Below are 22,363 nucleotides of genomic sequence, written 5' to 3'. Positions count from 1 at the left end.
AATCACGTTTTCGACACTAAGCAATCAATAAAGTTTATAAACAGCTACGACAAAAAGTAAATACATATATACATATTAAAAGTTAACGCTTGGAGGGTAAACTGGGCCGTGGTGTTGGGCATTATTAACGAAGCTAGGATCGCTCAAACTATTTAGAAAACTTAATAGATCGTTAAATTCTTCTTCACTAAGCCTAAATCCTGGCAGAAATTGGCTTTTGTAAGGATTGTTGATCCCATCACCACGTCCTCCATTTTCATAAAAACGAATGACCTGCGCTAATGTTTCAATACTACCATCATGCATGTAAGGCGCAGTCAAAGCGATATTTCTAAGCGTTGGCGCTCTAAAACGTCCCATATCTGATGGCTTTAAGCTGACTTCCAAGAGCCCTTTGTCGTTGGCTGGATAAGCGCCTTCACCATCTTCATTATATAAGCCCGTATTATGAAAAGGACGCAAGTCTAATGGTTGAAACTCATGTCGACTTGACTGAGTAAAATTAAACCCACCATGACAATGAAAGCACTCTAAACGTTCCGAGAAAAATAGCTCTAAGCCGTTTAAAGCGGATTCATCAAGCGCCTTATCATCATTGCGGTAAGCATAATCATCAAATGCCGAATTAAAGGATGTCAGCGAGCGTACGAAGCTGGCAGTGGCTTTAACAATACGGTCAAGCGTAATGTTTTCATCACCAAACGCATCTTTGAATAATCGCCTATAATCTTGCGTATCGAAACGCTCAAGCACTTCATCTTGATTACCGGTAAGGCCCATTTCGACTGGAGATTGACTGAAAAGGGGGATAAGCATTTGCTGCTCAATACTATCAATGCCATCGTGCGCCCAAGTAAACTCACTATTGTAGGCAACATTCACCAAAGCAAGCGCATTGCGTCGAAGCTCTATTCCAGTTGAACCCGAAGAACGAACCTTCGGTTCACTAAAAGCGTGCTGAGGTTGGTGACATGTGCTACACGACATAGCACCATTGCCTGACAAGGCAGGCTCATAAAATAGCGCACGGCCTAGTTCGACTTTTGCGCTTGTCATCGGGTTATCCTGAGGCACTGATGGGGCTGGAAACCCAGGCGGCAAATGCCACTGATATGCTTCATTGTGATCATTAAAGGCATAAAACACGCCTATTGCTAGTGACGAAAATACTGCCAGTACTACACATGCTATTAAGCCCTTCACTGTATATCGCTCACTGTAGTGTGTTTGACAAACGAAAATACTGGCTTGTTTTGTAAATTATTAATTAGGATCTGGCAGGATGATGCTTGCCCATAATTAAACATACAAGCATTTTCAGAGCTTAGTTCGATGTTATCAAGCATCGTATTTAGATCAAATTTGACAAAGCCGTCATTCAAATCGAATTCAAGCGGCATGGTAATTTGATATATATTTGGTAGCTCACAAGCTTCTTTAGGAGGCCTTAAGCTTGAAGGACTTTTGCATCCGACACTGCCAAGATGAAAAGACCAATTGTTTTGACTAGTAATCATATCGATACGCATAAATTTATGCCCTAAACGCCAAGACCAAAACATTTCTGGAATATTAAGCGGCGAAGTTTGACTCAATGGGTTTAAATGATTGAGCTCAAAGGGAACTGCTAAGGGTAAAACGAATACGGCTAAGTTCTTGCGTGATTTTTTCTGGTAAAAAGAACGTTAATTCTTGATTAAAGTTACTAGTTTGCGCGCATTGGTTTGAAAACCACAACAATCCGACATGGTCGCTTTGCCAATCATTTTGTTGCAAGCGCACTTTTTTGAAAGTATCGGCGCCCTTTGCCAAGACCTCGACATCCGACACATAAAATGCGAGTGATTCAATTTTCCACGATGCGTGTCGTTCAAACGTCAAATCGCAAGGTAATCTTTGGTCGCCCATGTAAGCAATAAATGAAAGTATAGACACAGCAGAAGGGTGCTTTTCACTCTCGTTAGCACAGCTAGACAAAAGCAAGCATGTTAACAAACAAACCATTAGTCTTTTAATTTGCCGCTCCTTAAAAAATATTTAAGCCCGCCGAATAAGCACCTTGCAAGGCTTATTAACGAAGCCTTAATTACTTGCTATACTCTACACTCACAATTGGACAAAAACATGGTGACGGTAAGACCAAGTCGCGATGATAGCCAAACACATGGAATCGAGTAAGCGCAATATGAATAAATATAATAGTTCAATCTCTACTGTCGTGTATAGCATTAGCTTTATCTTATCGCTTTGCTTAGTGTCAAACTATGCAAACGCACATAGCGACTTTGAAAAAGCAAGATTTGTTTCTTCTACGGGTAGCGATATAGGGCCTTGTAATAATCGGTTTCGACCATGTAAAACCATTGCTTACGCCGCTCAAAAAGCAATCAAAGGAGACCGTATATTGGTTGCGCAAGGCGACTACAACGTTAAATCAGAAGAAGATCTGATTTACTTATTGTCAGAACTTCAACCTGTCTTTGGCGGCTACAATCTAGTCAATAGTTTTCAATCACAAGCACCTGATCAATTCGTTACCACTATCTCAGGTGTGCCTCAACAATATGCGCAATTTATATATCAACGTGGTTTTAAAGTCATTGTTGATCAAAAAGGACTGATACAAAGCAAAATTGATGATGGTTTGGCGTCAATTCAAAAACTGCAGCAAGCACAAAATGCATCAAACTGCGTAGATGGCAGTGCCAGTGGCTTTGCTTGTGAAAAAATGGCTTTACTTAGTCACCTGCCCATTTCAGCATTACCGACCAACAGTACGTCTGCCAATGATATTTGGGGACATGTCGATTTAAATGATATGCGAGAATACGCCATTATTGGTTTAAGGGGAGGGATTGCCGTTATCGATGTTAGCAATCCGTCATCACCAAGCATAGTAGGCGCGATTTCTGGTCAATCAGCTCGCTGGAGAGATATCAAAGTTCACCAATTTTATGATGCAACAGAGCGCCGCTTCAAATCCTATGCTTACGCAGGAGCTGATGGCATTAACGAAGGGCTCACAATTATCGATTTAAGTGCATTGCCTGAAAGCATTCGTTTAGTTAGACGCGACTTAACTGACCGTAGCTCACATAATGTGTACATTAGTAATGTAAACTACACGACAAATAGTGCCTTACCTATGGTGCGGAGGCTAGCTTGCAAGTATTAGGCAGTAATAACTTTGGTGGCTCTTGGAGAAGCTATCAGTTATTTGATGCCGAAAACCCTCAAGAAGCATATAGCGCTTTTGCAGCAACACGCGCCGATTACACCCATGACGCCTCTTCAATGCTACTAGGTTCAGATCAAGCACAAGCGAGTTGCGGAATCACTGACGGCCGAGCCTGTTCAATCATATTTGACTTTAATGAAAGTAGTTTACGTATATGGCGCCAAACAAATGCATCGGGTGCAACAGAGCTTTCCAGTATTACCTACCCAAATATCTCCTATGTCCACTCTGGATGGTGGACAGAAAACAAAGACTATTTGTTAGTACACGATGAACTTGATGAAACAGATTTTGGCCTAAACACTACAATTAACATTTTTGATATTCGCGATGTTAGCGAACCAAGACTAGCAGCTACTTGGACAGGGCCTACCCGCGCAATTGACCATAACGGCTTTGTCAAAGGCAACAAGTACTATATGTCAAACTATCAACGTGGCGTTACTGTACTTGATATAAGCGACCCAACTGCGCCTAACGATATTGCTTATTTTGATACCTTTGGCGCATCTGATTCTGCTTCGTTTAATGGAGTATGGGGAGTATATCCATTTTTACCGTCAGGCATTGTGCTTGCAAGCGATATCCAAGGCGGATTGTTCATTTTAGAAGACCAATCATTAGAGCCAAGCGATGATGCGATAGGTTTTTCGCAAAAAACTCTCACCACGCAAGAAGGCGACACCCTTCGTGTTGAAGTACAAAGACAAGGCACCGGTGATATATCTGTTAATTATGATATTTTATATCCTTCTTCGTCAGAACAAGACCTCACCTTATCTAGCGGTACGCTTACATGGGATGCACAAAATGTTGAAAGTCAGTTTATTGATATACCCATTGTGACCGACGATGAAGATGAGAACGATGAAATGTTTGTACTGGTGCTTAATAATGCTCAAGATGGCCATATTATTAATGCACAATCACATACCTTTGTCACCATAGAGGGCACCGCTGTCAATACTGGCTTTATTGGCTTTGAAGATAACCAAATTGAAGTTGCAGAATCGCAAGGCACATTAGAGCTCGTTGTGCTTCGACAAAACGGAACACAAACCGACTTAAGTGTTAATGTCAGTGTGGTAGCCGATACGGCAAGTGAAAATGATGATTTTACCTTAGAAGATATAGATACGCTGACTTGGGCACAAGGCGATGCAAGTCAACGAACTATTACAGTGAACTTAGTAGACGATGAACTTACCGAATCAATTGAAACCTTTAGCATTAGTCTAAGCGCCGACGACGCGTCAATATTAGGGCAATTTTCTGACATTGAAGTGTCGATTATAGATGATGATGCCAACTTACCCCCTGAAGTTAATGCAGGTGATGATATTGAAGTCAATACAAGACAAACTGTTAACCTAAGCGGTGCTAGTGCCACAGATACACAAGGCGACGTGACTGTTTTATGGACTCAGGTGTCAGGGCCAAGTGTCACGCTAAATGATGCTGACACGCTTAACCCTAGTTTTGTCGCGCCAGTTAGCCCAAGTACTGTCGTATTGAGTCTTAGTGCAACAGATCAACTGGGCTTATCAACAAGTGACGAACTTAGTATTAGCGTTGTTGCGCTTCCATTTGTACCTGTTCCGGATCCCCCTCAATCTAGCTCGGGTGGCTCCATGAACTTTTACATAATTGGCTTATTATTGATAACACTTGTGCGAAGATATCAAATTTCGCGCAATTAAAAACAAATGAACAACTTAATTATTAGCCTGACAAGAAAACCATTTGATGCCCATATGGATATATTTTAGGGTTTGTATTTAAAAGCTGGACGAAAACTGTATAAATATAGATATTTATTTCATGGCGAATATGGAGTCATTACTATGATACCTGCAAGGTATGAACAAGTAGCATTCGCGTTTTTAATGGCATTAATGATGTCTGGGCTTATGTCATTTATTATCACCACATTTAATTTAGGCTTTATCGATAATTTACTAATTATTTGGCTAAAGGCATGGTGTTTTGCTTTCACGATTGCATTTCCAGCGATACTATTACTGGCACCCTTAGTTCGTAAACTATTAACCATTATCGTCATGAAGGAATCAGGATGACTACAGATATTTTTTCCACATTCACAAAACAGCTTGTAAAAGTAACTCCATGGTCAAGGTTTGGCTTAATGCTTGTTTTCTCCTTGAGCATGTCTATAAATACTGTCAATGCTGCTCAAGCTGAAAATGAATGTGACCAAGCGTGTCAGTTTGAAGAGGCTAGTGTTGATACTGCAATTGCTTTTGCAAGTGCCCTTAATGAAGAAAATTTACCCGCCTTGGCCGCCTTGATTGATTTTGAGACTATGGCGATGGATGTGGCAAAAAACATTACCGATTCAAGTCGCCAGCAGCGCGATTTATATCAAGGCTTTATGCAAGCTGGCGCCATTACCGTGGCAAGTAACTTAGCGCAAAATATGCTTGGTACAAACAGCCCAACATGGTTTCTGAGGCTCTTAGAAGAAGATAATACTGTGCGACCTTTGCTAAGAGTAGATATCGAAGATGGTGGTCATGAGTATATGATTTTACACATGAACGAAGATGCCTCTAAAGTAGTCGATTTATTTATTGCGTCAGGCGGCATGTTATATAGCAAACAATTAGAAGATGCTGTAAGCATGTTGGTCGCTCCTAGCGATAACTTGATTGGTCGCTTACTAGGTAACTTAAGCGCAAATGAATCGCTATCATTGGAAATTCGCGCAATCAGTGAGCTACAAAAATCTGGGCAGCATCAACAAGCATACGACAAAATAAAAGCGCTTCCTGAAGAAGTTCGAAACTCTAAACTTATGATCAATAATGCTATACAGTCTGCGCAGTTTATCAGCGATGAAGTGTACTTCAGTGAGTTGGGAAATTTAGCAAAGTATCATGGTGATGACCCAACGCTACAGTTTATGTTTATTGATTATTATTCTAACCTAGGCGAGCTTGAACTCACCATGCAAGCCATACAATCGGTAGAAGATAGGTTTGGAAAAGATGCGGCTATATATAATCTTAAAGCCAACACATTTTACTTAATGGATATGCCTGATGAAGCAATTTCAAATAGCTACAAAGGCATAGACTTAGAATATGATTTTGAAGATATCTACTGGACCTTATTGACCCTGCAAATTGAGCAGCAACAGTTTTCTCAAAGCATAGCGACCTTAGATGATTTAGTGGAAATATTTGGATATCAATTTGATAAAGCAAACTTTGAAGCTGAAGTTTTTTATGCTGAGTTTGTTAAAAGTGATGTGTTTGAAAATTGGATTAGTGCACATACACAAGCACAAGTGCAATAGAAACTACAAAAATGAAATCAAAAATGACCTCGCTGTATATATCAGTGTCGCTAATGTTGACGCTATTTATGTACAGCGCGCCTTCAATTGGCGAATCGCTTAGTTCACAACAACTAAAAACCATCGCCCTTAAGATTTATCAAAATGAAACAGGCTCAAATCCCGAACATCTAATTGCATGGAATGAAGGCGAGTCATTCGCTAGTTTAGGGATTGGCCATTTTATCTGGTTTCCAGCCAACTTAGACAGTCCTTTTACCGAAACCTTCCCTAGCCTAATAGACTACTTTATTGAGCAAGGTGTACAGGTGCCCGTTTGGCTTATCGAGCAAAGAGATAATCCGTGGCAAAATAAACATGAATTTAATGAAGCCAAAAACAGCACAAAAATGAAGGAACTGCGCCAGCTAATGCTATCGACCTTTGAATATCAAATACGTTTTATTCACAAAAGAATGCAAGCGGCATTGCCTGCGATGTTAACTAACATCCAAAATCAACAACAAGCTCATAAGATAACAAGCCGTTTTACCCAGCTTGAAACCACTGAACTTGGCGTATATTCACTCATCGACTATGTAAACTTTAAAGGCGAAGGTATCGCAGAATCTGAACGCTATAAAGGACAAGGGTGGGGACTACTGCAGGTCTTAAGTCATATGGATATACAGCAGTACAATTTACATGATGCCTTTGCTAAATCTTGTTTTGCTATGCTCAAAAGGCGAGTAGAGAATTCACCACAACGAGCTGTTGAACAAAAATGGCTTAAGGGTTGGCAAAATCGTTGCAATACTTATCAATGGAAAACTAATGAATAAGCAAGGATACGATTGTAAGATTTCTTTTTTCAGCAAAGCGATGAGCATAGCATTGCTGTCATCGCCTTATTGTGCGTCTGCTATTGTCCCTATTAACGACAAGGTGATTCCTGCACAAGGCATCAGTGGCAACATAGGATTTATGCTAAATGGTCAGTCAGGAAACAAAGACGAGCAAGAATATAACGCCAATGGCCTGCTTAGGTATAGAACGCAAGATAATTTATTTGTATTTATAGGCGATATTAATTTTTCCGAAACAAATGACGTGACAGATGAAGACGAGCTGTTTTTGCATGCCCGCTGGGTTGGGATTGATGCGTTAGCACAAAATATTGACCCAGAGCTATTTGTACAATATCAATATGATGATTTTGCCGACATTTCATCAAGAGAGTTGTTGGGTGGCAATATACGATGGCGACAAGCATCTGAAAATGACAACTATGATAGTCAGCTGATTTTAGCTGCTGGCATGTTTTACGAAACTGAAGAATCAGTGTTAACAGGGGTAAGTGATAACACGATAAGAGCGAATTTATATGCTCGGTATATATATGAAAACAAAAGCGAATATCCTTTTGCTGTGTCGTTTTCAACCTATCTTCAACCTGCGTTTGATGATGTTGATGACTTTAGAATGCTGGCAATATCAGCTATTGAATATCCAATTCGACCTAACTTGTCAGTTGGATTTGAAATTGAAGTTCAACATAATTCCATGCCTTTCCCTGATGTTAAAAAAACTGATATTGAATATGGCGTATCCTTAAATTATGTCTTTTAAGCAGCCTAGGGTTTTCCTCCATTAATCCACTGTGACCTTTTCATTGGTAAAGGCTCTAGCGATATCTGTAAAACAATCAATCGACATTTAAACAACCAACGGTAAAAACGAAGATCAACTGTATCGCTGATCAAAGCAAACCAATAATATAATTAAATTGTAGGGAAAAATTACGGCATTTGGCGACCTGTTTGTATTTGGGCGGGTTTGGCAGAACTTTCCGGTTTTCGATGTTTGGAGTGGTGCCGTGATGATGCTTTAACTGTACAACTTTACTCATTTTGGCTCCGGTAACTTTCCCGATTATAGTTCAAAACGGGAAAGTTTTGGAGGGTTAGAGTTAACAGGGAAGCGAAATCTCATTAATGGCTTCCAGTTAGCGATAATGTACCCATCCAGCAATTTTTCCTTTATAAAACCCCTCAATATCATTGCGTAAATTTAAATTTTTCCCTTTAAGTGAGTATGTAAAATAGGCGCCATTCATTTCCGCAAAAAATTTACAAGAAGTCCCATAAAACCCTGAATCACAACTTGCAATCATTTTAGTAACGATAAAATCCTTTTCATTTCCCGTGAAATAACCCTCAACAACATCCCAAGCATCCTCTGATAGATATACACTGTAGGCGCTATTAATGGCGCCATGCTTTTCGATTCTTAATGAAGTTGGTATTCGCTGCTGAATAACATTGACTAAAGCTTGCTGATTCATCTTTTCGCTGTACAGCAGAACAAGTGAGTTATCATTAGCCCGACTTTTTTCAAAATCAACAACGCTGTAAGAAATCTCTTCGTGCTCAAACGTTAGTAGCACTATCCCGTCATTACTATCAAGGCTCTCTTTTACCGGCTCAAGCCAAGGAGCTAAACCTTCGGTGTTATCTATATACATGGCTGGTATTTTTAATGTGTACTCCTGCGTATTGAACCGATACGAGCCTTGATTGGCGGCGCCACAAGTTAACACTGAAAGTATAGATAAGACTACGGCTAGTTTTTTCATTTTGTGTTTCACTCCTTATCACATGCCGAGCGGCAATACGTAGGTGTCAAAATGGGTTCATGTTCGCCGGATATGTAGCTCCCACCATACCATTTTCGAGAAACATTGTGTGCATCAAAAACTCGATGGTGATAATCAGTTATTTCAGAGGGTGACAAAAAGTGAGGTTTATTTTTAAAATCTAGCTCGGTTGCCCTTAAGTGAGCGAGAGCGATTTTTTTCCCGAATTGATGCGTAAAATATGGTAGGTATGTTCGCCCAATATCGCTTTGCAAAACCTTGTTTCCTTCCAGCAATCCTGTTGTCGCATTGAATTGAACAGTGAGTCCAACACTTATCCAGTAGTCAGCCTCCAGTTCATTATCACCATAATACTCTCTAATTTCAGCAACACTCCCCCATGTTGCAAAACCTACACAGCCTATAGGGTCACCATTACTACATCTCCCTTTCCACATTTCAGGCAGCTTCCCGTCTTCTACTAACTTAAATTCTGCCGCTGTCGGCTTCAACTTATTAGCAGGAGGCTCTTCACCTCCACTGGTACTATTTTCGTCTATAAAAAACGTTTTTGCCACCGGCATTGCAAAATGAGCTGTAACTGAGCCATCGGCATTGGTTCTCCCTAAAGTCAATTTCCCTCCTCTCTTTATTACCCTCGACTCAATATCCTGAATCTGTTCAGGCGTGCCAGTTTGTTGACTATGGATTACTCCATTATTACCAGATTTTCTGGGAACACTCCAACCGGAGGCCTCGCAACCACTTAACGAAAACTTGCAGGCTGAACGCCTATCAGTTGCCTTTGCAGTATATCCACTCGGATCAGTGTACCCTAGTGGATTATTCATGACATAACTATAAGGGTTAATTCCTTGGCTGTTTCCGTCACCTTGAATAAACGGGTCTACAGACATAAACCGCCCAAGGTTATAGTCATACACCCGCCCGTTCATATGAATCAACTCGGCTTCATCTAAGTGCTCATGGTCGGTGAAACCGCGTCTTAGTGGATTGTTAATATCATTAAGGTTATTGAGTATGCGCGATGCCATTGCATAGTAATTCATAGGCGCATTATTGCCCATGCGCGGTTTACCAAATAGGTCGTATGTGCGATAACCAAGTACATCACCATGTTGATTCGTATAACTTGTAGTGTAACCCTCCCCTATATCGATCAAACTTCAAGAGAGTTTTCCTGATCTAGTCGCTCATATTCTTTTGGCGGTAAATCGTTTGGTGATTCATGAGGCCGTTCATAATTGTAATCGACCATCCAACTATCTGTTATTTCGCGTACTTCGGTCAAGCTTTTAAACAAATAGCAATCCAATACCTCGTGCAAGCTGTCACTCATGAAATCCATCGACCAGCATTCATTGGGCTTGCTGGGCACAACCAGCGGCTCTGGGTCGCGCGACGGTAGCGTTTCTTTCCTTTGCGACGCAAATTAAGTTTAAGCCCATAATAAATCCGATAAACGCGCTTATGGTTCCACCAATGTCCCATCAAACGCAGTCACTTATGGATTTTCTTGAATCCGTAAGTGGTGTGCTTTTGCGCAAGCTCACTGACTGCTTCAATAATCTCACTATCGTCTACCAATTTGGGTTGATAATAGTAAGTACATCGGCTAATCCCGACTGCATCGCAGGCCAACACCACGCTCAGACCAAACTCAATGACTGCATATTGAGCTAATACTTTGCGTTCTCGGCTTCAAGCTCACGAATCTTTGATAAGTCAGACGCTTGCATGCCGCCGTATTTAGATTTCCAGTTGTAATAGGTGCTTTGCCCCACGCCATGTAATCGGCATAAATCAGGCACACTCATCGCGCCTGATTCACCTTCTTTCAAAATACTGATTATCTGGCTTTCGCTAAAACGTGTTTTTTTCATCTTCGTTCTCCATTAGGTTTACTGTAAATGGGAAACTCTATTTAGGCTATTCTGATTTCAGGGGAGGGTTACAGAAGGCATATAACTTCAGCAAAACTGGCAATGGAGTCAGGATGCCGATGGACCTTCAGGAAGCCGCAGAACAATACGGTAAAGCAAGTGCTGTGAATACATATAAATGATGAGGTAACTAGATTATGGTGAAGAACATTATGTACATATTAATTACGTTGGTTTTGTGTGGTGTAGCTTTTCTTGCTGGCACCAAGTGGAAACAAAATACTCTTGGCAACCTTCCAGCCTACAAGTTGAAGGAAGATATTAAGCTACAAGAATCCCCTGATGCGATTGGAATTATTCCTGCTGGTTCAACTATTTACGAATACAATGCTATGGGCGAAACAACAACATACATTGCTTTCTTTAATTTAAAGAACCAGATAATTATTGAGCCAATCAAGCACGAAAAAGAGAATACCGTAGCTCCGCTTGATGGGTATGTAGAGTAGCAATATTCATCACTGTATAAAACTTTCCCGTTTTAGACTATAATCGGGAAAGTTTTGGAGGATAGTCACCACGATTGTAACCCCTCTTGCGTAACGCTAATCGTATAATTTAGCAATAAAATCACATGACATGTGAGATTGACCAATAGACTGAACTACCCCGCCACAACTAAAAATATTGAAAATAAATGCTAATCATCAGTATTCCTATCAAAGATTGAAATGTTGTTGTCAATCCCAACACAATTTTCTTTAGTAAATGTCAATGACTGTTGTGCTTCAAATATTTCACTCTTAAATCGTTCTAACTCTTTTTGGGCCAATTGTTCAGGCAAATCACTATAAATTCCTATCGTTATGCATCTAAGGCCAGAAAAGTTGCTATAGAAAAAGGTATAAGATGCATCTTCGCTTTCATACTCGCGCCTCTTTAAAACAATATTAGGGTCTCCACGAGCCACGTCGTCTGAAAGTGAGATTGTATAGTTAAATTTCTTTGCAATAGATTCAAATTCGGCTAACACTATATCTGAATCTTTCATATCTTTTAATATTAAATACCCATGCGTCTTTGCCTCACGAACTACGTAGCTACAGCCAACTAAACAAACTAAGGCTACTGAAAATAAGAACATTTTCATATCTAGAAACTCCTCCATTCCACATTTCTTAATGTGTGCTCGAACAGTTCTTGAGAGCCATTTGAGCTTTGGTTATGGATATCTTGAATTATTCTTCTATCCATTTCTTTAAACGCGATTCTCCCCAAAACATGATTACCCAACCATGATACACCATTACCAATATTTTCTACCACCACTGGGAATTGAGACCCTTGCGCTAAGAGCAATTGAGTGAATAGGTCTATTAACCCCTTCACCAACAGTTCTCATATAAATAAATCCATTTTCTTCTTCAACCGTCCTCTGCAGGCTACCGTAATAAAAAGGTGATTTATTAGGGTTATATTCATCAGGCTGCCATTTTCAGTGTCAACTTCAGTAGCAACATCAACTCCGGATAACCCAAAAAATCGTATTCCGGTTGTCTTATCATTTGTAATTCTATTTACGCCATCTGAACCCGGTGCATGATTCTTTTCTGAAGATATGGTCACGTTTTCAAAAGTACAACTAGACACCTGCGTTGAACAAATTTCTGTTCGGAAATCAAACTTATGGTAAAACCAGTCATCCTTGCTATAGGGACCAAAAGACCCACTGGCACTATTTTCGTCTATAAAAAACGTTTTTACCATCGGCATTGCAAAATGAGCTGTAACTGAGCCATCGGCATTGGTTCTCCCTAAAGTCAATACCCCTCCTCTCTTTATTACCCTCGACTCAATATCCTGAATCTGTTCAGGCGTCCCAGTTTGTTGACTATGGATTACTCCATTATTACCAGATTTTCTGGGGACACTCCAACCGGAGGCCTCGCAACCACTTAACGAAAACTTGCAGGCTGAACGCCTATCAGTTGCCTTTGCAGTATATCCACTCGGATCAGTGTACCCTAGTGGATTATTCATGACATAACTATAAGGGTTAATTCCTTGGCTGTTTCCGTCACCTTGAATAAACGGGTCTACAGACATAAACCGCCCAAGGTTATAGTCATACACCCGCCCGTTCATATGAATCAACTCGGCTTCATCTAAGTGCTCATGGTCGGTGAAACCGCGTCTTAGTGGATTGTTAATATCATTAAGGTTATTGAGTATGCGCGATGCCATTGCATAGTAATTCATAGGCGCATTATTGCCCATGCGCGGTTTACCAAATAGGTCGTATGTGCGATAACCAAGTACATCACCATGTTGATTCGTATAACTTGTAGCACTGCCTAGTCGGTCTGGGTGAGTAAATCGAATGCTGGGTGTGCCATCGACTTCTGTTAACACGGCCACATCACCAATGTAGGTATGCTCGGTGGTTTTGTTGCCTACTTTTTCTACTTCAAAGCCCTTACCTAAATAGTAATGTGCAATGACGTTTCAACGAACCTGACCCCTTGATTTTCTTACCTTCAGCTACATCGTTACACCTTCTTCCCACCGAATCATTGCGTAGGCTACGCCTACTGGTAGACAAATTCCCCAAAAAACACAACCTCGTGCTATTCGGGCAATCTGACTTAATGCACTACTTATCACTGACAGCCAATGCTGACATAAAATCCCGCATTACCTACTCAAACCACTTGCAACCGTTGACCGATGCGCACTTAACCGATTTCATCGAAAGAGAGCTCACCACCGCCAACATGGGCGCGAATACCTTCACCGAAGGTGCAATGGAGCTCATACTGCGCAATGCCAACGGCAACTTAAGATTATGCAAAAACCTCTGCTATGGCAGTTTAATGGAGGCCGCCAGAAACGCACAAAAGGAAGTCACCATTAGTCATGTCAACGCTATCTTAATCCAGCCACATTGGCGCACCCACAAGGAATTAATCACCCAACAAGTGCCTAAATAGCCAGTCAAAAGCATCATAACTTGCCACTAAACGGCACAACAACGAGCCAGATCTATCATGATCTGGCTCTTTTTTAGGTAAAAACAATCTGACTTATGATGGCAGTTTGGTCGAGCGTATGATGCAAAGTGGTAAAAGGTATAATGCAAAAAGAGAAATTGTATGACGTTAACGTGGCAAAGAAAATTTAGCGTTCGGTAGGAGCGTGGGAAATTAGAAAATTATGCTCAAATGTTATGATAAATACCGTGGGAATTTATACGACAAGTGCGTGGTGGTCTACATCATAACAGCACATTACAAAATGGACCGCGTCATCTAAAAATGAAACATCTCCTTTTCCTAACTCGTCCAACCAATGACTTTCACTTGTTTGATAAAAAGCGCCATCCTCAGGAAGGCCATCTTGAATACTTGCTGAACATTCTTCAGAAATAACTTTTAACGCTGTATGGCTTTCAAATGTCAATTTCCATTTTTGATCTTCTTCCTCATCGTACAAAACGAAACTTGCTACTGAACCATCAAATTGATAGTTCAGCAGTTCTATCGCCCTCTTATTTGAAGCTTCAAACGGAGTAGTCCAACTCTGAAGACTCAATTTTTGTAGCTCAATCATCGGTGAAGAATGAAGGAATAATCAACTTACTCCAGCCACCTAAACATTGGCGGTACGTGCCCTTTAAAGGCCATATGAGCAAAAAGATAGCAACCGAAAATACTCGCAATAACAAACCCCATTCCGAAGAGTGATGTTCCTTCGGCTATCATAAAATATATAACAGCACATACTGCAAGGATTGCACAAAGTAATATAAAGCCTGCTCCTATCCGCGCAGTTGCTCCCAACCTTACTGGGTCATTTGTATTCATGTCTTATAAACTCTCTATTCGTCGGCAAGGTATCTAGCAAATCGATTAACACCGACCCGTATACCACTACCAACTGCATTACCAAACTCATAAGCAGCGGTTACTACAGCTCCATTGATGACAGATGTTCTCGCAACATATCCAAAAGTCGCGCCTCTTGTTTGTAAATGCGGCGCGGTATTAAAACCTGTTTTCGCCCATTGACCGAATGTCATTCCACCATTGGTTTTCGCTAGTTGTCCTCCAACAAGCATGCCCGTGACTTTTTTATCTATATCACTTATCGGCCCAACCACTATACTCGTGTCGGAGTAATTTTGTCTAAAGTCTTCAAGTGCGCTGGTTTCAGATCTTCCACCGGTAAAGTTTATTATTCCTTCTAATACCCCTTCAGAAAAGTCATCAGCTAGGCCATCGGCTACGGCATTGTACCTCCGTGCCACACCGTCTACTGCCTCTCCGAACAGCTCTTTTGTTGCTCCGTACGCATCTCCAAAAAAGTTGCTTTCGCTTTCATTTCCATTACTAGAACTGTCATAACTCAAGGTTGCTGTTTGTTGCTGACTACCGATGTCAGTAACGCTTACTGTTGCGTTCCCCTTAGACGCAGTCATTGAAGTAACGCTACCATTATCAAAACTAGCTGAAATAGTTGTTCCATTAGATTTGGTTGCTGATATCGAGTCAATCTTTATCAAATCGCCGCTACCATCACCGGCATCAACGTAATTGTTTCCATCAGAGTCCGTATAGACCTGAGCGTCCGCTGCAACATCGACTGTTTCAAGATCTGGATCGTATCCAGAGGGATCCAGACCTGCCATAGGGTTATTCATCAAATACGAATATGGATTTATACCTTGGCTACCACCTTCCATATGAATCAAAGGATCAACACTCAAAAATCGCCCAAGGTTATAATCATACACCCGCCCGTTCATATGAATGAAAACGGTGTATGATATTTGATTGTTAAAGAACGTTTGTACTTAAGAGGATTTGTTTAGAAGCCCCAATTCTGGCTTTCCATGAATTGTTCGAGCGTAACGCAAGGTATATTACCGAAGTGTTCACAAACGTTAGGAATCTTTGCTGCGTTCGGTTTTGCTAACTCTTCTGTAACGACTGTTGCATTGTTTATTTTTGCACAAGCAATTACAAAAGGGTCCGCTACTGGCGTGCCTTTCAACTGTTGTTGCTCACCTATCAACGATCGAAAGTGTTGCACTTGCAATATTTGCGCTACAAATTGAAGTTCTGGGCCGGTCGGAGTAGTGAAAACTTGCTTTCTAGCTTTCAACCATTCATTGACATGCTTATCATCAACCCCACGCTCGAATTCATTCCATACTTCACGCGTAGATATGAACTGTCCATTCTGAACCAAGTCGTCAAGCCCTTTCCATAAAGATTTGAATACTGTCGGATAGAAGTGTTTAAGTTTGATCAATGAGCTTGTGTCAAACACATATATCATGTATTTGTTCCTTGCAATACCCGTTGCTCAATACCGCTGAAATTTTTTGCTTTAATGCCCAATAGATCAGACGCTTTTTCAACACTTAAGTTGTGCTTATAATATTGGCTTACGACTTCACGAGCGAAAGACTTGCTCAAATATGCATTGGCGGAGGCAAACCAATTACCACCACCGCTTGTTTTTTGCTGGTTAGACCAAACTTCTGAGCATTTTTTATAATAAGCATTACTTACCCGCCCCTGATCAAGAAACCTTCTAAGAATTGCTTCTCTACTTACGCAGTAACGATTAGCGATATGAGAGATTTCTTCATCAGAAACTAGTTCTATATTTACAGGGAGATTCTTAGTAAACGATTCAAAATCTGAACTAGGAATTAAAGTCTCAGCGGCTATTGCGTTGCAAAAAATTTCTACTTTTTTCTCATATGCTGCTAATTCATTGAAATACGAATGGTCGAATTTACTCAAACTTCTTGTATTCAAGAGTAAGTGCGCTAACTCATGGAAAAGACTAAAGATTTGTCTAGTCTTAGTAGTACTGTTATTAATATAAATTAAAGGAAATTGTTCATCTGAAAGGCAAAAACCAGAAATATCCTTTTGTTTGAATGAAGATTTGAAGACAAAAATACCTTTCTCTTCAATTTTGCTACGCCAAACTTTCAATGATTCTTCATCAGATTTAAGTGTAGATTGCGTCTCAAGAGTAATATTCAATGCTTTTCTAATTTGCAGTGACTGCTCAGCAATGTTGCCATCCATATTCAAGCAGACTTCATTCCAAAGCTTTGTATCTGCGGGATTTGAATCTCGAAACACTTCTCTCAACGACAACTGATAGGCATGACCTTTTCTAACATGCATGAAAGTATCTGGATGCAAATTTTCTAGAATCAGATTCGGGTAAGCTCCGGAATTCTTTTTTGGGTGAAATTTCGTTTGGTGGTTCAGGAAAGAAAAACACAGCTAATGGTCGCTTATATAGTTGATAAGCGAGTTTTTCTAACTGTGGATAAGAGGGTGCGCTTCTCCCTGCTTCCCAGTCTAATATGTCATCAGCAGAACGCCTCATTTTTAAAGCTACATCATCAATAGACAGACCTATTGACAAACGTGCCCATATTAAAACTGTAGGCTGAACTCCTTCAACCGGTATGCTTTTCATTTTTCACCTGCAAAAACACTAAATCTGTCTTTTTAAATTATTACTTTTTTGTATCTTAATACATTGCAGACCAACAAATCCAATTTAATCTAAAGCCGCAGGATGCGTCTTATGGTAAGTATCAATCAATAGCTTATTACTTACTTTTGTATAAACCTGGGTAGTAGATAAGTCAGCATGCCCTAATTGCTCCTGAATAACACGTATATCTGCACCATTTTCCAACATCTGGGTAGCCGCTGTATGACGAAATAAATTGCATGCACCTTTCCTATCGATGCCCGCTCTCATAACGTATTTTCTTACTAAGCTTGATAACTGTTTGGGTGTAAACTGTTTGTTTTGGTTATTTAAAAATAGCCATTGACCTGAGTAAAACGATGCCTGCTTTTTTCTCACGTTATCGACATATTCAATGAGCATATTACTTGTGCGAGGTGCAATGGGGACAATGCGATCCTTTTGCCCTTTACCATTGTTAACACGAACAAGGTTCTTTGATATGTCTACATCTTGTAATCGCATATTACTCAATTCAGCTCGGCGCATTGCTGAGGCGTAATATAATTCCATTATGCATTTGTCACGTGTTCCAATACTGCCATGCAACGATGTTTGTTGTGCAATAGCAATAAGCTCACTTTCAGTCAATATTCCTGAGGGTAATCGGCGCGGTCGCTTAGGCACCTCAAAACGCTCAGATGGATCTTGTGCCAAATACTCTAGCGTATAAAGCCGGCGACAAAAAGTGCGGACTATTACCAACTTATTGCGACGAGTTGTCACATCAAGCGGCTTGTTACACGCGCTTCTATAATCGACCAAAAGCTGTTGATAGTCTCTTAGCGTTGCGAGTGTTATAAGCTCAATATTGTTGAGTTTGTGTACTTGACAATGCGCCAAGAACTGATTGAGGGTACCACTTTTACCCTCAATCGTTCTAGGAGACTGTCCTCTAGCCGTGCAGTCTTGTAAATAGATTGCCACAGCATGCTCGACAGTAGTTAATGACATTTTATACCCACCATATCCCGCAGCTCACCAAACCGCAATTGTGCTTTCTCAAACCCTAATGTAAGAAATAGATTATTGATGTCATCATTTGCCAACAGGCGTAGCTCACTATAATTGATGCCTAGCGATTTGAGCATTTGGAACACAATTTTTTTACAAGCGCGCCCTTTTTGTAAGTCACTTATTGCAACGACAACATGTTCTATTCCGTTAACTTTCATTTGCTCAAAAAAGGAGGCTGTTAACCGTTCCAAACCCAATAGACTGACGACATTATTAAATCCCATTGTTAATAATGTCAGCGCCTCTAGGGGTGATGAGCACAAAATGATATGGCGATTGGTGACAAGCGCTTCGGCGTTAAACAAGCTGAACGGATGCCGTTTCATGCTAAGCCTCAACGGCACATCCTGCCGTTGAACCGAGCCAATTCTTCGCCCATAGACATCAACAATAGTCCCTTTCTCATCTTTAATTGGAATAGTAATAGCGCCCCTAAAAAGTTCTCTACCATTAGGTTTAATGAGCCCAAAGCGCTGCAAGGTACCACGCACCAAAGCACCTTCGAATGACTCGCAATGTGGTAGCACTTTAGGCAAAGTGCGATCGCAATAACCTATATCAAATGAGCGAACTAACGCAGCTGCTATACCTCGTTGTTTTGTTAAATAATCACTTGCTTGAGTGCACTTAATCAAACGTTGTGAGTAATGCTTGAGTGCCATTTCAAAATACTCTGTTTGTACGACAGTCGACACTAATCGTGAAGCACCGATATTCGCGTGATTTAATTGAGTAAACATTACGACTCTCCTAGATGGTATCGTCCATCAACGCAGCGGTTAGTGACAAAGTGATAGATGCCATGTAACCACATCAAGGAAGAAGAATAAAAATGTTTAGCGGGATAGTTGACAGAATAGCTACTTAGCGCTTGCATGTGCCTTCCCTCCCTTTAACGCGTTTAACTTCCTAAATGATTCAACCTTCTCAAAGTCATAAACATTGGCACTATGCACAATCCTATCAAGAATAGCATCGGCGATGGTGGAATCGCCCAGTGCACTATGCCACTGCGACGGTTTGTACTGAGAGGTAATAATTAATGAGCCTTTCCCATCTCGTTTTTCAACCACGTCAAATAAGAGGCGTCTGTGTACTTCTGACATAGGCGCAATCGCCCAATCGTCTATCACCAATACAGGGACATTCACCAACTTTCTTAATAGTGAATTAAATACCCGCCGATCATCATTACAATCAGCGCCTTTAATTCTAGAAGTAAATCATGGAAACGATAAAACAAGACTTTATACCCACGCTCTATCAGTACGTTGCATAACGCACATGCAATGGTGGTTTTTGCGACACCGGTTGGTCCTAACAGTAATATATGAGCATGCTCTTTTACCCAGTCAGCTAACGCAAGTCTTGCCACTTCGCGTTTGCTAAGGACTTTTTGTCGCTGAAAATCAATATCTGCGGTGGTGGCATCGGGCCAGCGCAATTTGGCCGACCGTCGATTACGCTGCTCGGTAGCAAGCTTATTAACGCTAAGTTGCTCATCACACAATTGCTCTAGTAAAACAAGCGCGTCGGCTAATTTTATCTTTAGTGGTTTAACGGCGTGTGAGAAAGAACGTTCAAATGCATCTAGTTTCAACGATGCTAGTTTTTGTTTCAGGGCATTATTCATGATGCTCTCCTTGCTGTTGAGTCACATCGTAATAGTGCTTACCTCTCACATTGGCATGCTTTTGTAAATCAACTGGCGGCGCATCGTTTTGCATGTTGTATGCGTTTGATGACACAATTTGTTTGATATGAGTCGGTGTGGTTTGCGAATACTCTAGGGCAAATTGGCATGCACGCTCAAAATCCTCGCTTGAAATCTTCGCTTTTTCATATAAAGACTGTATCTTTCGACATGCTATGTTCGCTCTGCGTGATTTCGGATGGGCGCCTGTAAATTGCAATGACATGATTTTTTGCACCGCCTCACCAAATTGCTCTGCCCACAACCAGTAATACTCGAGGGCTTTGTCTTCAATATAATAGTGATCAGGATGCATGTGCTCAGTTAAGCGAATTTCTTCGCCTTTTTCATAACTGCGCGGGTGCTTTGCTATCTCTTGCATGTCGTGCAACACAGTGATATGACGTCGTGTTACATGAATATCAACCGGTTTATGGGCATGACGATAAGGTACTGAATATGCATTTTCTGCGACCTCTACCATATAGTTTTCGGGCACACGACAGCTTAATACTTGCTCAACCAACGCTAAACGTTTTTGAGGCAATATACCTAGTTTTGGCTTATCAAGACGGTCAAACTCAATATTGCGGGTAGTGCTTCGTTTTTGAAATGGTGCATCGTTTAGCTTTTCGACCTCTCTTGATAAATAGGCATTCATTTCATCAAGGCTAAAAAAACGCATATTTTTCATATTCGAAAGAATGCGGTTAGTGATAAACCCAACCGCTTGCTCTGCCATTGCTTTATCTTGCGGTGCGCGCACACGCGCAAACACGATACTTACGCCATAATGAACACTAAAACGTTCATAGTTGCTAGCGATAACGCGCGTGTGCTTAGTGGTATTCACTAATGCCCTAGGGTTATCTGGCACTATTATCTCTGGAACACCGCCGAAGTACTCTAGCATCGCAATTTGTGCTTCGATCCAATCAGTGGTGGTTTGACGTGGTGTTGCATAAGCAAACATCTTTTGTGAGCACCCCAGTATTCCCACAAATATTTGCGCTTTTTGAACAGCCGCTTTACCAGGTCTACCATAGTTGAGGGTGGTACCCGCATAATCCACAAAGATGATTTCACCTGCTCTGTGATTCATTTTCATCGAGAGTTTTTGTGCTTTGCGATAGTGCCGATACCCTTGATAAAACTGACTCCGACCAATGGCTTTTTGACCCGCACTAGCAATGTAATCAAGCCAGCAGTTAAAAATAGTTTGTTTACGATTGCCCATCAACACGCGATGAATGTATTGATAATCGGGCTCTATTTTATCAATTTGGCGATAAGGATAGTTGGGGAAAAATATCTTAAGCAAATCGCCTTTGGGCGTATTGACCATATCATTGACGTGTAGATTATGCCGTTCAATAAAGTAACGATAACGGATAACACTTTGATGTGAGCAACCAACAATGTCCGCAATTTCTCTTGCACTTAGCGGACTGGCTTTTTTAAATCGTGCGATATGACATATTTTTTGTTTCGATAACATGATTATTTTCCTTCATTAAGTTTAAATGAAGGGCGCACCAGTGCCGTCAGAATGTATTGAAATTCTTGACAGTCTTCAGAAACAAGCTATTCTTTATGAGTCAGTCGTCCAAAATTGACACCTAAAGAAGCTTTGTGGTTTTTATCACAAGGCTTTTTTGCTTTTACGCCCTCGTTGTTTTACACAGTTATTTTTTCTTCTTGTTGCACCTCCTTTGTTCGCGGCATTTTGCTATCCACAGAGCGACATCTTTAACTAACGCAAAGTTACCTCGTCTATTTGGGATAGTGAAAAGCGGAACATCTACATATGAACGCTTAATAGCTTGTCGCAATGCATCTTGACTCGGATAACCAAGCGCCAGCCGTAACGACTCCCCACTTAACATGGGCATCTTGTACTGGGTTAACAGCTGGGTTTCGAGTTGCTTGGCAAGTTCACGAACTGGTTCTTGTGGCACGTCCAAAACACCCTCACTTTATTTAATAAATCGTTTATCAATAAGTCTAG

At 40.8% G+C, this 22,363-nt stretch carries 27 protein-coding genes and 1 pseudogene; 8 read left to right on the top strand and 20 right to left on the bottom strand.

Going from position 1 to position 22,363, the window contains the following annotated elements:
* Nucleotides 1-75: 75 nt before the first annotated feature.
* The 3 genes from ACZ1G6_RS16770 to ACZ1G6_RS16760 are packed head-to-tail and all read right to left on the bottom strand — an operon-like array spanning nt 76 to nt 1,935.
* Entirely contained in the window at nt 76-1,146 is a 1,071-nt protein-coding gene (locus tag ACZ1G6_RS16770; RefSeq protein ID WP_472619006.1) for an MbnH family di-heme enzyme, read from the bottom strand.
* Between the two features lie 53 nt (nt 1,147-1,199).
* Nucleotides 1,200-1,595 carry an MbnP family protein gene (locus tag ACZ1G6_RS16765; RefSeq protein WP_472617334.1) on the bottom strand — a complete coding sequence of 132 codons (396 nt, stop codon included), beginning with the start codon at nt 1,593-1,595 and terminating at the stop codon, nt 1,200-1,202.
* 19 nt (nt 1,596-1,614) lie between these two features.
* Nucleotides 1,615-1,935 (bottom strand): hypothetical protein, encoded by a 321-nt coding sequence (locus ACZ1G6_RS16760; RefSeq protein WP_472617333.1) that lies wholly within the window; start codon nt 1,933-1,935, stop codon nt 1,615-1,617.
* A 250-nt stretch (nt 1,936-2,185) separates the two neighbouring features.
* Between ACZ1G6_RS16760 and ACZ1G6_RS16755 the strand changes: the two genes are divergently transcribed.
* The 6 genes from ACZ1G6_RS16755 to ACZ1G6_RS16730 all read left to right on the top strand — a co-directional run bounded on the left by ACZ1G6_RS16755 (nt 2,186) and on the right by ACZ1G6_RS16730 (nt 8,165).
* Entirely contained in the window at nt 2,186-3,175 is a 990-nt protein-coding gene (locus ACZ1G6_RS16755; protein ID WP_472617332.1) for a choice-of-anchor B family protein, read from the top strand.
* Nucleotides 3,163-4,938: a choice-of-anchor B family protein gene (locus tag ACZ1G6_RS16750; protein ID WP_472617331.1), complete on the top strand. Its 1,776-nt coding sequence runs from the start codon at nt 3,163-3,165 to the stop codon at nt 4,936-4,938. The genes ACZ1G6_RS16755 and ACZ1G6_RS16750 overlap by 13 nt, the downstream gene beginning before the upstream one ends.
* Nucleotides 4,939-5,082: 144 nt before the next feature.
* A complete protein-coding gene (locus ACZ1G6_RS16745) occupies nt 5,083-5,316 on the top strand; it encodes a DUF2798 domain-containing protein (RefSeq protein ID WP_472617330.1) in 234 nt (77 codons plus the stop codon).
* Nucleotides 5,313-6,557 (top strand): hypothetical protein, encoded by a 1,245-nt coding sequence (locus tag ACZ1G6_RS16740; RefSeq protein WP_472617329.1) that lies wholly within the window; start codon nt 5,313-5,315, stop codon nt 6,555-6,557. Before ACZ1G6_RS16745 ends, ACZ1G6_RS16740 begins: the two co-directional genes overlap by 4 nt.
* A 23-nt stretch (nt 6,558-6,580) precedes the next feature.
* Nucleotides 6,581-7,378 carry a hypothetical protein gene (locus tag ACZ1G6_RS16735; protein WP_472617328.1) on the top strand — a complete coding sequence of 266 codons (798 nt, stop codon included), beginning with the start codon at nt 6,581-6,583 and terminating at the stop codon, nt 7,376-7,378.
* Nucleotides 7,371-8,165 carry a DUF481 domain-containing protein gene (locus ACZ1G6_RS16730; RefSeq protein WP_472617327.1) on the top strand — a complete coding sequence of 265 codons (795 nt, stop codon included), beginning with the start codon at nt 7,371-7,373 and terminating at the stop codon, nt 8,163-8,165. Before ACZ1G6_RS16735 ends, ACZ1G6_RS16730 begins: the two co-directional genes overlap by 8 nt.
* A gap of 376 nt (nt 8,166-8,541) precedes the next feature.
* On the opposite strand, the gene ACZ1G6_RS16725 is transcribed toward ACZ1G6_RS16730, so the two are convergent.
* The 3 genes and pseudogenes from ACZ1G6_RS16725 to ACZ1G6_RS16715 form a co-directional block, all read right to left on the bottom strand.
* Nucleotides 8,542-9,171 (bottom strand): hypothetical protein, encoded by a 630-nt coding sequence (locus ACZ1G6_RS16725; RefSeq protein ID WP_472617326.1) that lies wholly within the window; start codon nt 9,169-9,171, stop codon nt 8,542-8,544.
* 8 nt (nt 9,172-9,179) lie between these two features.
* Nucleotides 9,180-10,355 (bottom strand): RHS repeat domain-containing protein, encoded by a 1,176-nt coding sequence (locus tag ACZ1G6_RS16720; RefSeq protein WP_472617325.1) that lies wholly within the window; start codon nt 10,353-10,355, stop codon nt 9,180-9,182.
* Nucleotides 10,352-11,075 (bottom strand): annotated as a pseudogene (locus ACZ1G6_RS16715) (transposase). The gene ACZ1G6_RS16720 and the pseudogene ACZ1G6_RS16715 overlap by 4 nt, the downstream one beginning before the upstream one ends.
* Nucleotides 11,076-11,287: 212 nt before the next feature.
* Between ACZ1G6_RS16715 and ACZ1G6_RS16710 the strand changes: the two are divergent.
* Entirely contained in the window at nt 11,288-11,584 is a 297-nt protein-coding gene (locus ACZ1G6_RS16710) for a hypothetical protein (protein WP_472617324.1), read from the top strand.
* A gap of 191 nt (nt 11,585-11,775) precedes the next feature.
* Here ACZ1G6_RS16710 and ACZ1G6_RS16705 read toward each other — a convergent pair whose 3' ends face one another.
* Genes ACZ1G6_RS16705 through ACZ1G6_RS16695 form a run of 3 tightly spaced genes read right to left on the bottom strand, consistent with a single transcriptional unit; the run spans nt 11,776 to nt 13,487 of the window.
* Nucleotides 11,776-12,225 (bottom strand): hypothetical protein, encoded by a 450-nt coding sequence (locus ACZ1G6_RS16705; protein WP_472617323.1) that lies wholly within the window; start codon nt 12,223-12,225, stop codon nt 11,776-11,778.
* A 2-nt stretch (nt 12,226-12,227) separates the two neighbouring features.
* Nucleotides 12,228-12,464 (bottom strand): hypothetical protein, encoded by a 237-nt coding sequence (locus tag ACZ1G6_RS16700; protein WP_472617322.1) that lies wholly within the window; start codon nt 12,462-12,464, stop codon nt 12,228-12,230.
* 9 nt (nt 12,465-12,473) lie between these two features.
* On the bottom strand, nt 12,474-13,487 hold the full coding sequence (locus tag ACZ1G6_RS16695; RefSeq protein ID WP_472617321.1) for an RHS repeat domain-containing protein: 1,014 nt from the start codon (nt 13,485-13,487) through the stop codon (nt 12,474-12,476).
* A gap of 236 nt (nt 13,488-13,723) precedes the next feature.
* Between ACZ1G6_RS16695 and ACZ1G6_RS16690 the strand changes: the two genes are divergently transcribed.
* On the top strand, nt 13,724-14,065 hold the full coding sequence (locus tag ACZ1G6_RS16690; RefSeq protein WP_472617320.1) for a hypothetical protein: 342 nt from the start codon (nt 13,724-13,726) through the stop codon (nt 14,063-14,065).
* 256 nt (nt 14,066-14,321) lie between these two features.
* Here the strand turns inward: ACZ1G6_RS16690 and ACZ1G6_RS16685 are convergent, their stop codons facing one another.
* From ACZ1G6_RS16685 to ACZ1G6_RS16635, 11 genes are all read right to left on the bottom strand, one after another.
* On the bottom strand, nt 14,322-14,666 hold the full coding sequence (locus ACZ1G6_RS16685) for a hypothetical protein (RefSeq protein WP_472617319.1): 345 nt from the start codon (nt 14,664-14,666) through the stop codon (nt 14,322-14,324).
* 286 nt (nt 14,667-14,952) lie between these two features.
* The gene (locus ACZ1G6_RS16680; RefSeq protein ID WP_472619005.1) at nt 14,953-15,885 is read right to left on the bottom strand and encodes an RHS repeat-associated core domain-containing protein; all 933 of its coding nucleotides are present in this window, start codon (nt 15,883-15,885) and stop codon (nt 14,953-14,955) included.
* 56 nt (nt 15,886-15,941) lie between these two features.
* The gene (locus ACZ1G6_RS16675; protein ID WP_472617318.1) at nt 15,942-16,415 is read right to left on the bottom strand and encodes a PIN domain-containing protein; all 474 of its coding nucleotides are present in this window, start codon (nt 16,413-16,415) and stop codon (nt 15,942-15,944) included.
* Nucleotides 16,412-17,284 carry an ImmA/IrrE family metallo-endopeptidase gene (locus tag ACZ1G6_RS16670; RefSeq protein WP_472617317.1) on the bottom strand — a complete coding sequence of 291 codons (873 nt, stop codon included), beginning with the start codon at nt 17,282-17,284 and terminating at the stop codon, nt 16,412-16,414. Before ACZ1G6_RS16670 ends, ACZ1G6_RS16675 begins: the two co-directional genes overlap by 4 nt.
* Nucleotides 17,274-17,585 (bottom strand): helix-turn-helix domain-containing protein, encoded by a 312-nt coding sequence (locus ACZ1G6_RS16665; RefSeq protein WP_472617316.1) that lies wholly within the window; start codon nt 17,583-17,585, stop codon nt 17,274-17,276. The genes ACZ1G6_RS16670 and ACZ1G6_RS16665 overlap by 11 nt, the downstream gene beginning before the upstream one ends.
* An 84-nt stretch (nt 17,586-17,669) precedes the next feature.
* Nucleotides 17,670-18,599, bottom strand: coding sequence for a tyrosine-type recombinase/integrase (locus ACZ1G6_RS16660; protein ID WP_472617315.1), 930 nt, complete (start codon nt 18,597-18,599; stop codon nt 17,670-17,672).
* Entirely contained in the window at nt 18,590-19,402 is an 813-nt protein-coding gene (locus tag ACZ1G6_RS16655) for a toprim domain-containing protein (RefSeq protein WP_472617314.1), read from the bottom strand. The genes ACZ1G6_RS16660 and ACZ1G6_RS16655 overlap by 10 nt, the downstream gene beginning before the upstream one ends.
* A gap of 120 nt (nt 19,403-19,522) precedes the next feature.
* Nucleotides 19,523-19,813, bottom strand: coding sequence for an ATP-binding protein (locus tag ACZ1G6_RS16650; protein ID WP_472617313.1), 291 nt, complete (start codon nt 19,811-19,813; stop codon nt 19,523-19,525).
* Between the two features lie 8 nt (nt 19,814-19,821).
* On the bottom strand, nt 19,822-20,295 hold the full coding sequence (locus ACZ1G6_RS16645; RefSeq protein WP_472617312.1) for an ATP-binding protein: 474 nt from the start codon (nt 20,293-20,295) through the stop codon (nt 19,822-19,824).
* A complete protein-coding gene (gene istA, locus ACZ1G6_RS16640; protein WP_472617311.1) occupies nt 20,288-21,853 on the bottom strand; it encodes an IS21 family transposase in 1,566 nt (521 codons plus the stop codon). Before istA ends, ACZ1G6_RS16645 begins: the two co-directional genes overlap by 8 nt.
* A 187-nt stretch (nt 21,854-22,040) precedes the next feature.
* A complete protein-coding gene (locus ACZ1G6_RS16635) occupies nt 22,041-22,313 on the bottom strand; it encodes a hypothetical protein (RefSeq protein ID WP_472617310.1) in 273 nt (90 codons plus the stop codon).
* Nucleotides 22,314-22,363 lie beyond the last annotated feature (50 nt).

The sequence above is a fragment of the Glaciecola sp. HA4-3 genome (genome assembly GCF_055693685.1).
The sequence above is the reverse complement of the archived record's forward strand: the minus strand, read 5'-3'. Positions and strand labels throughout refer to the sequence as shown.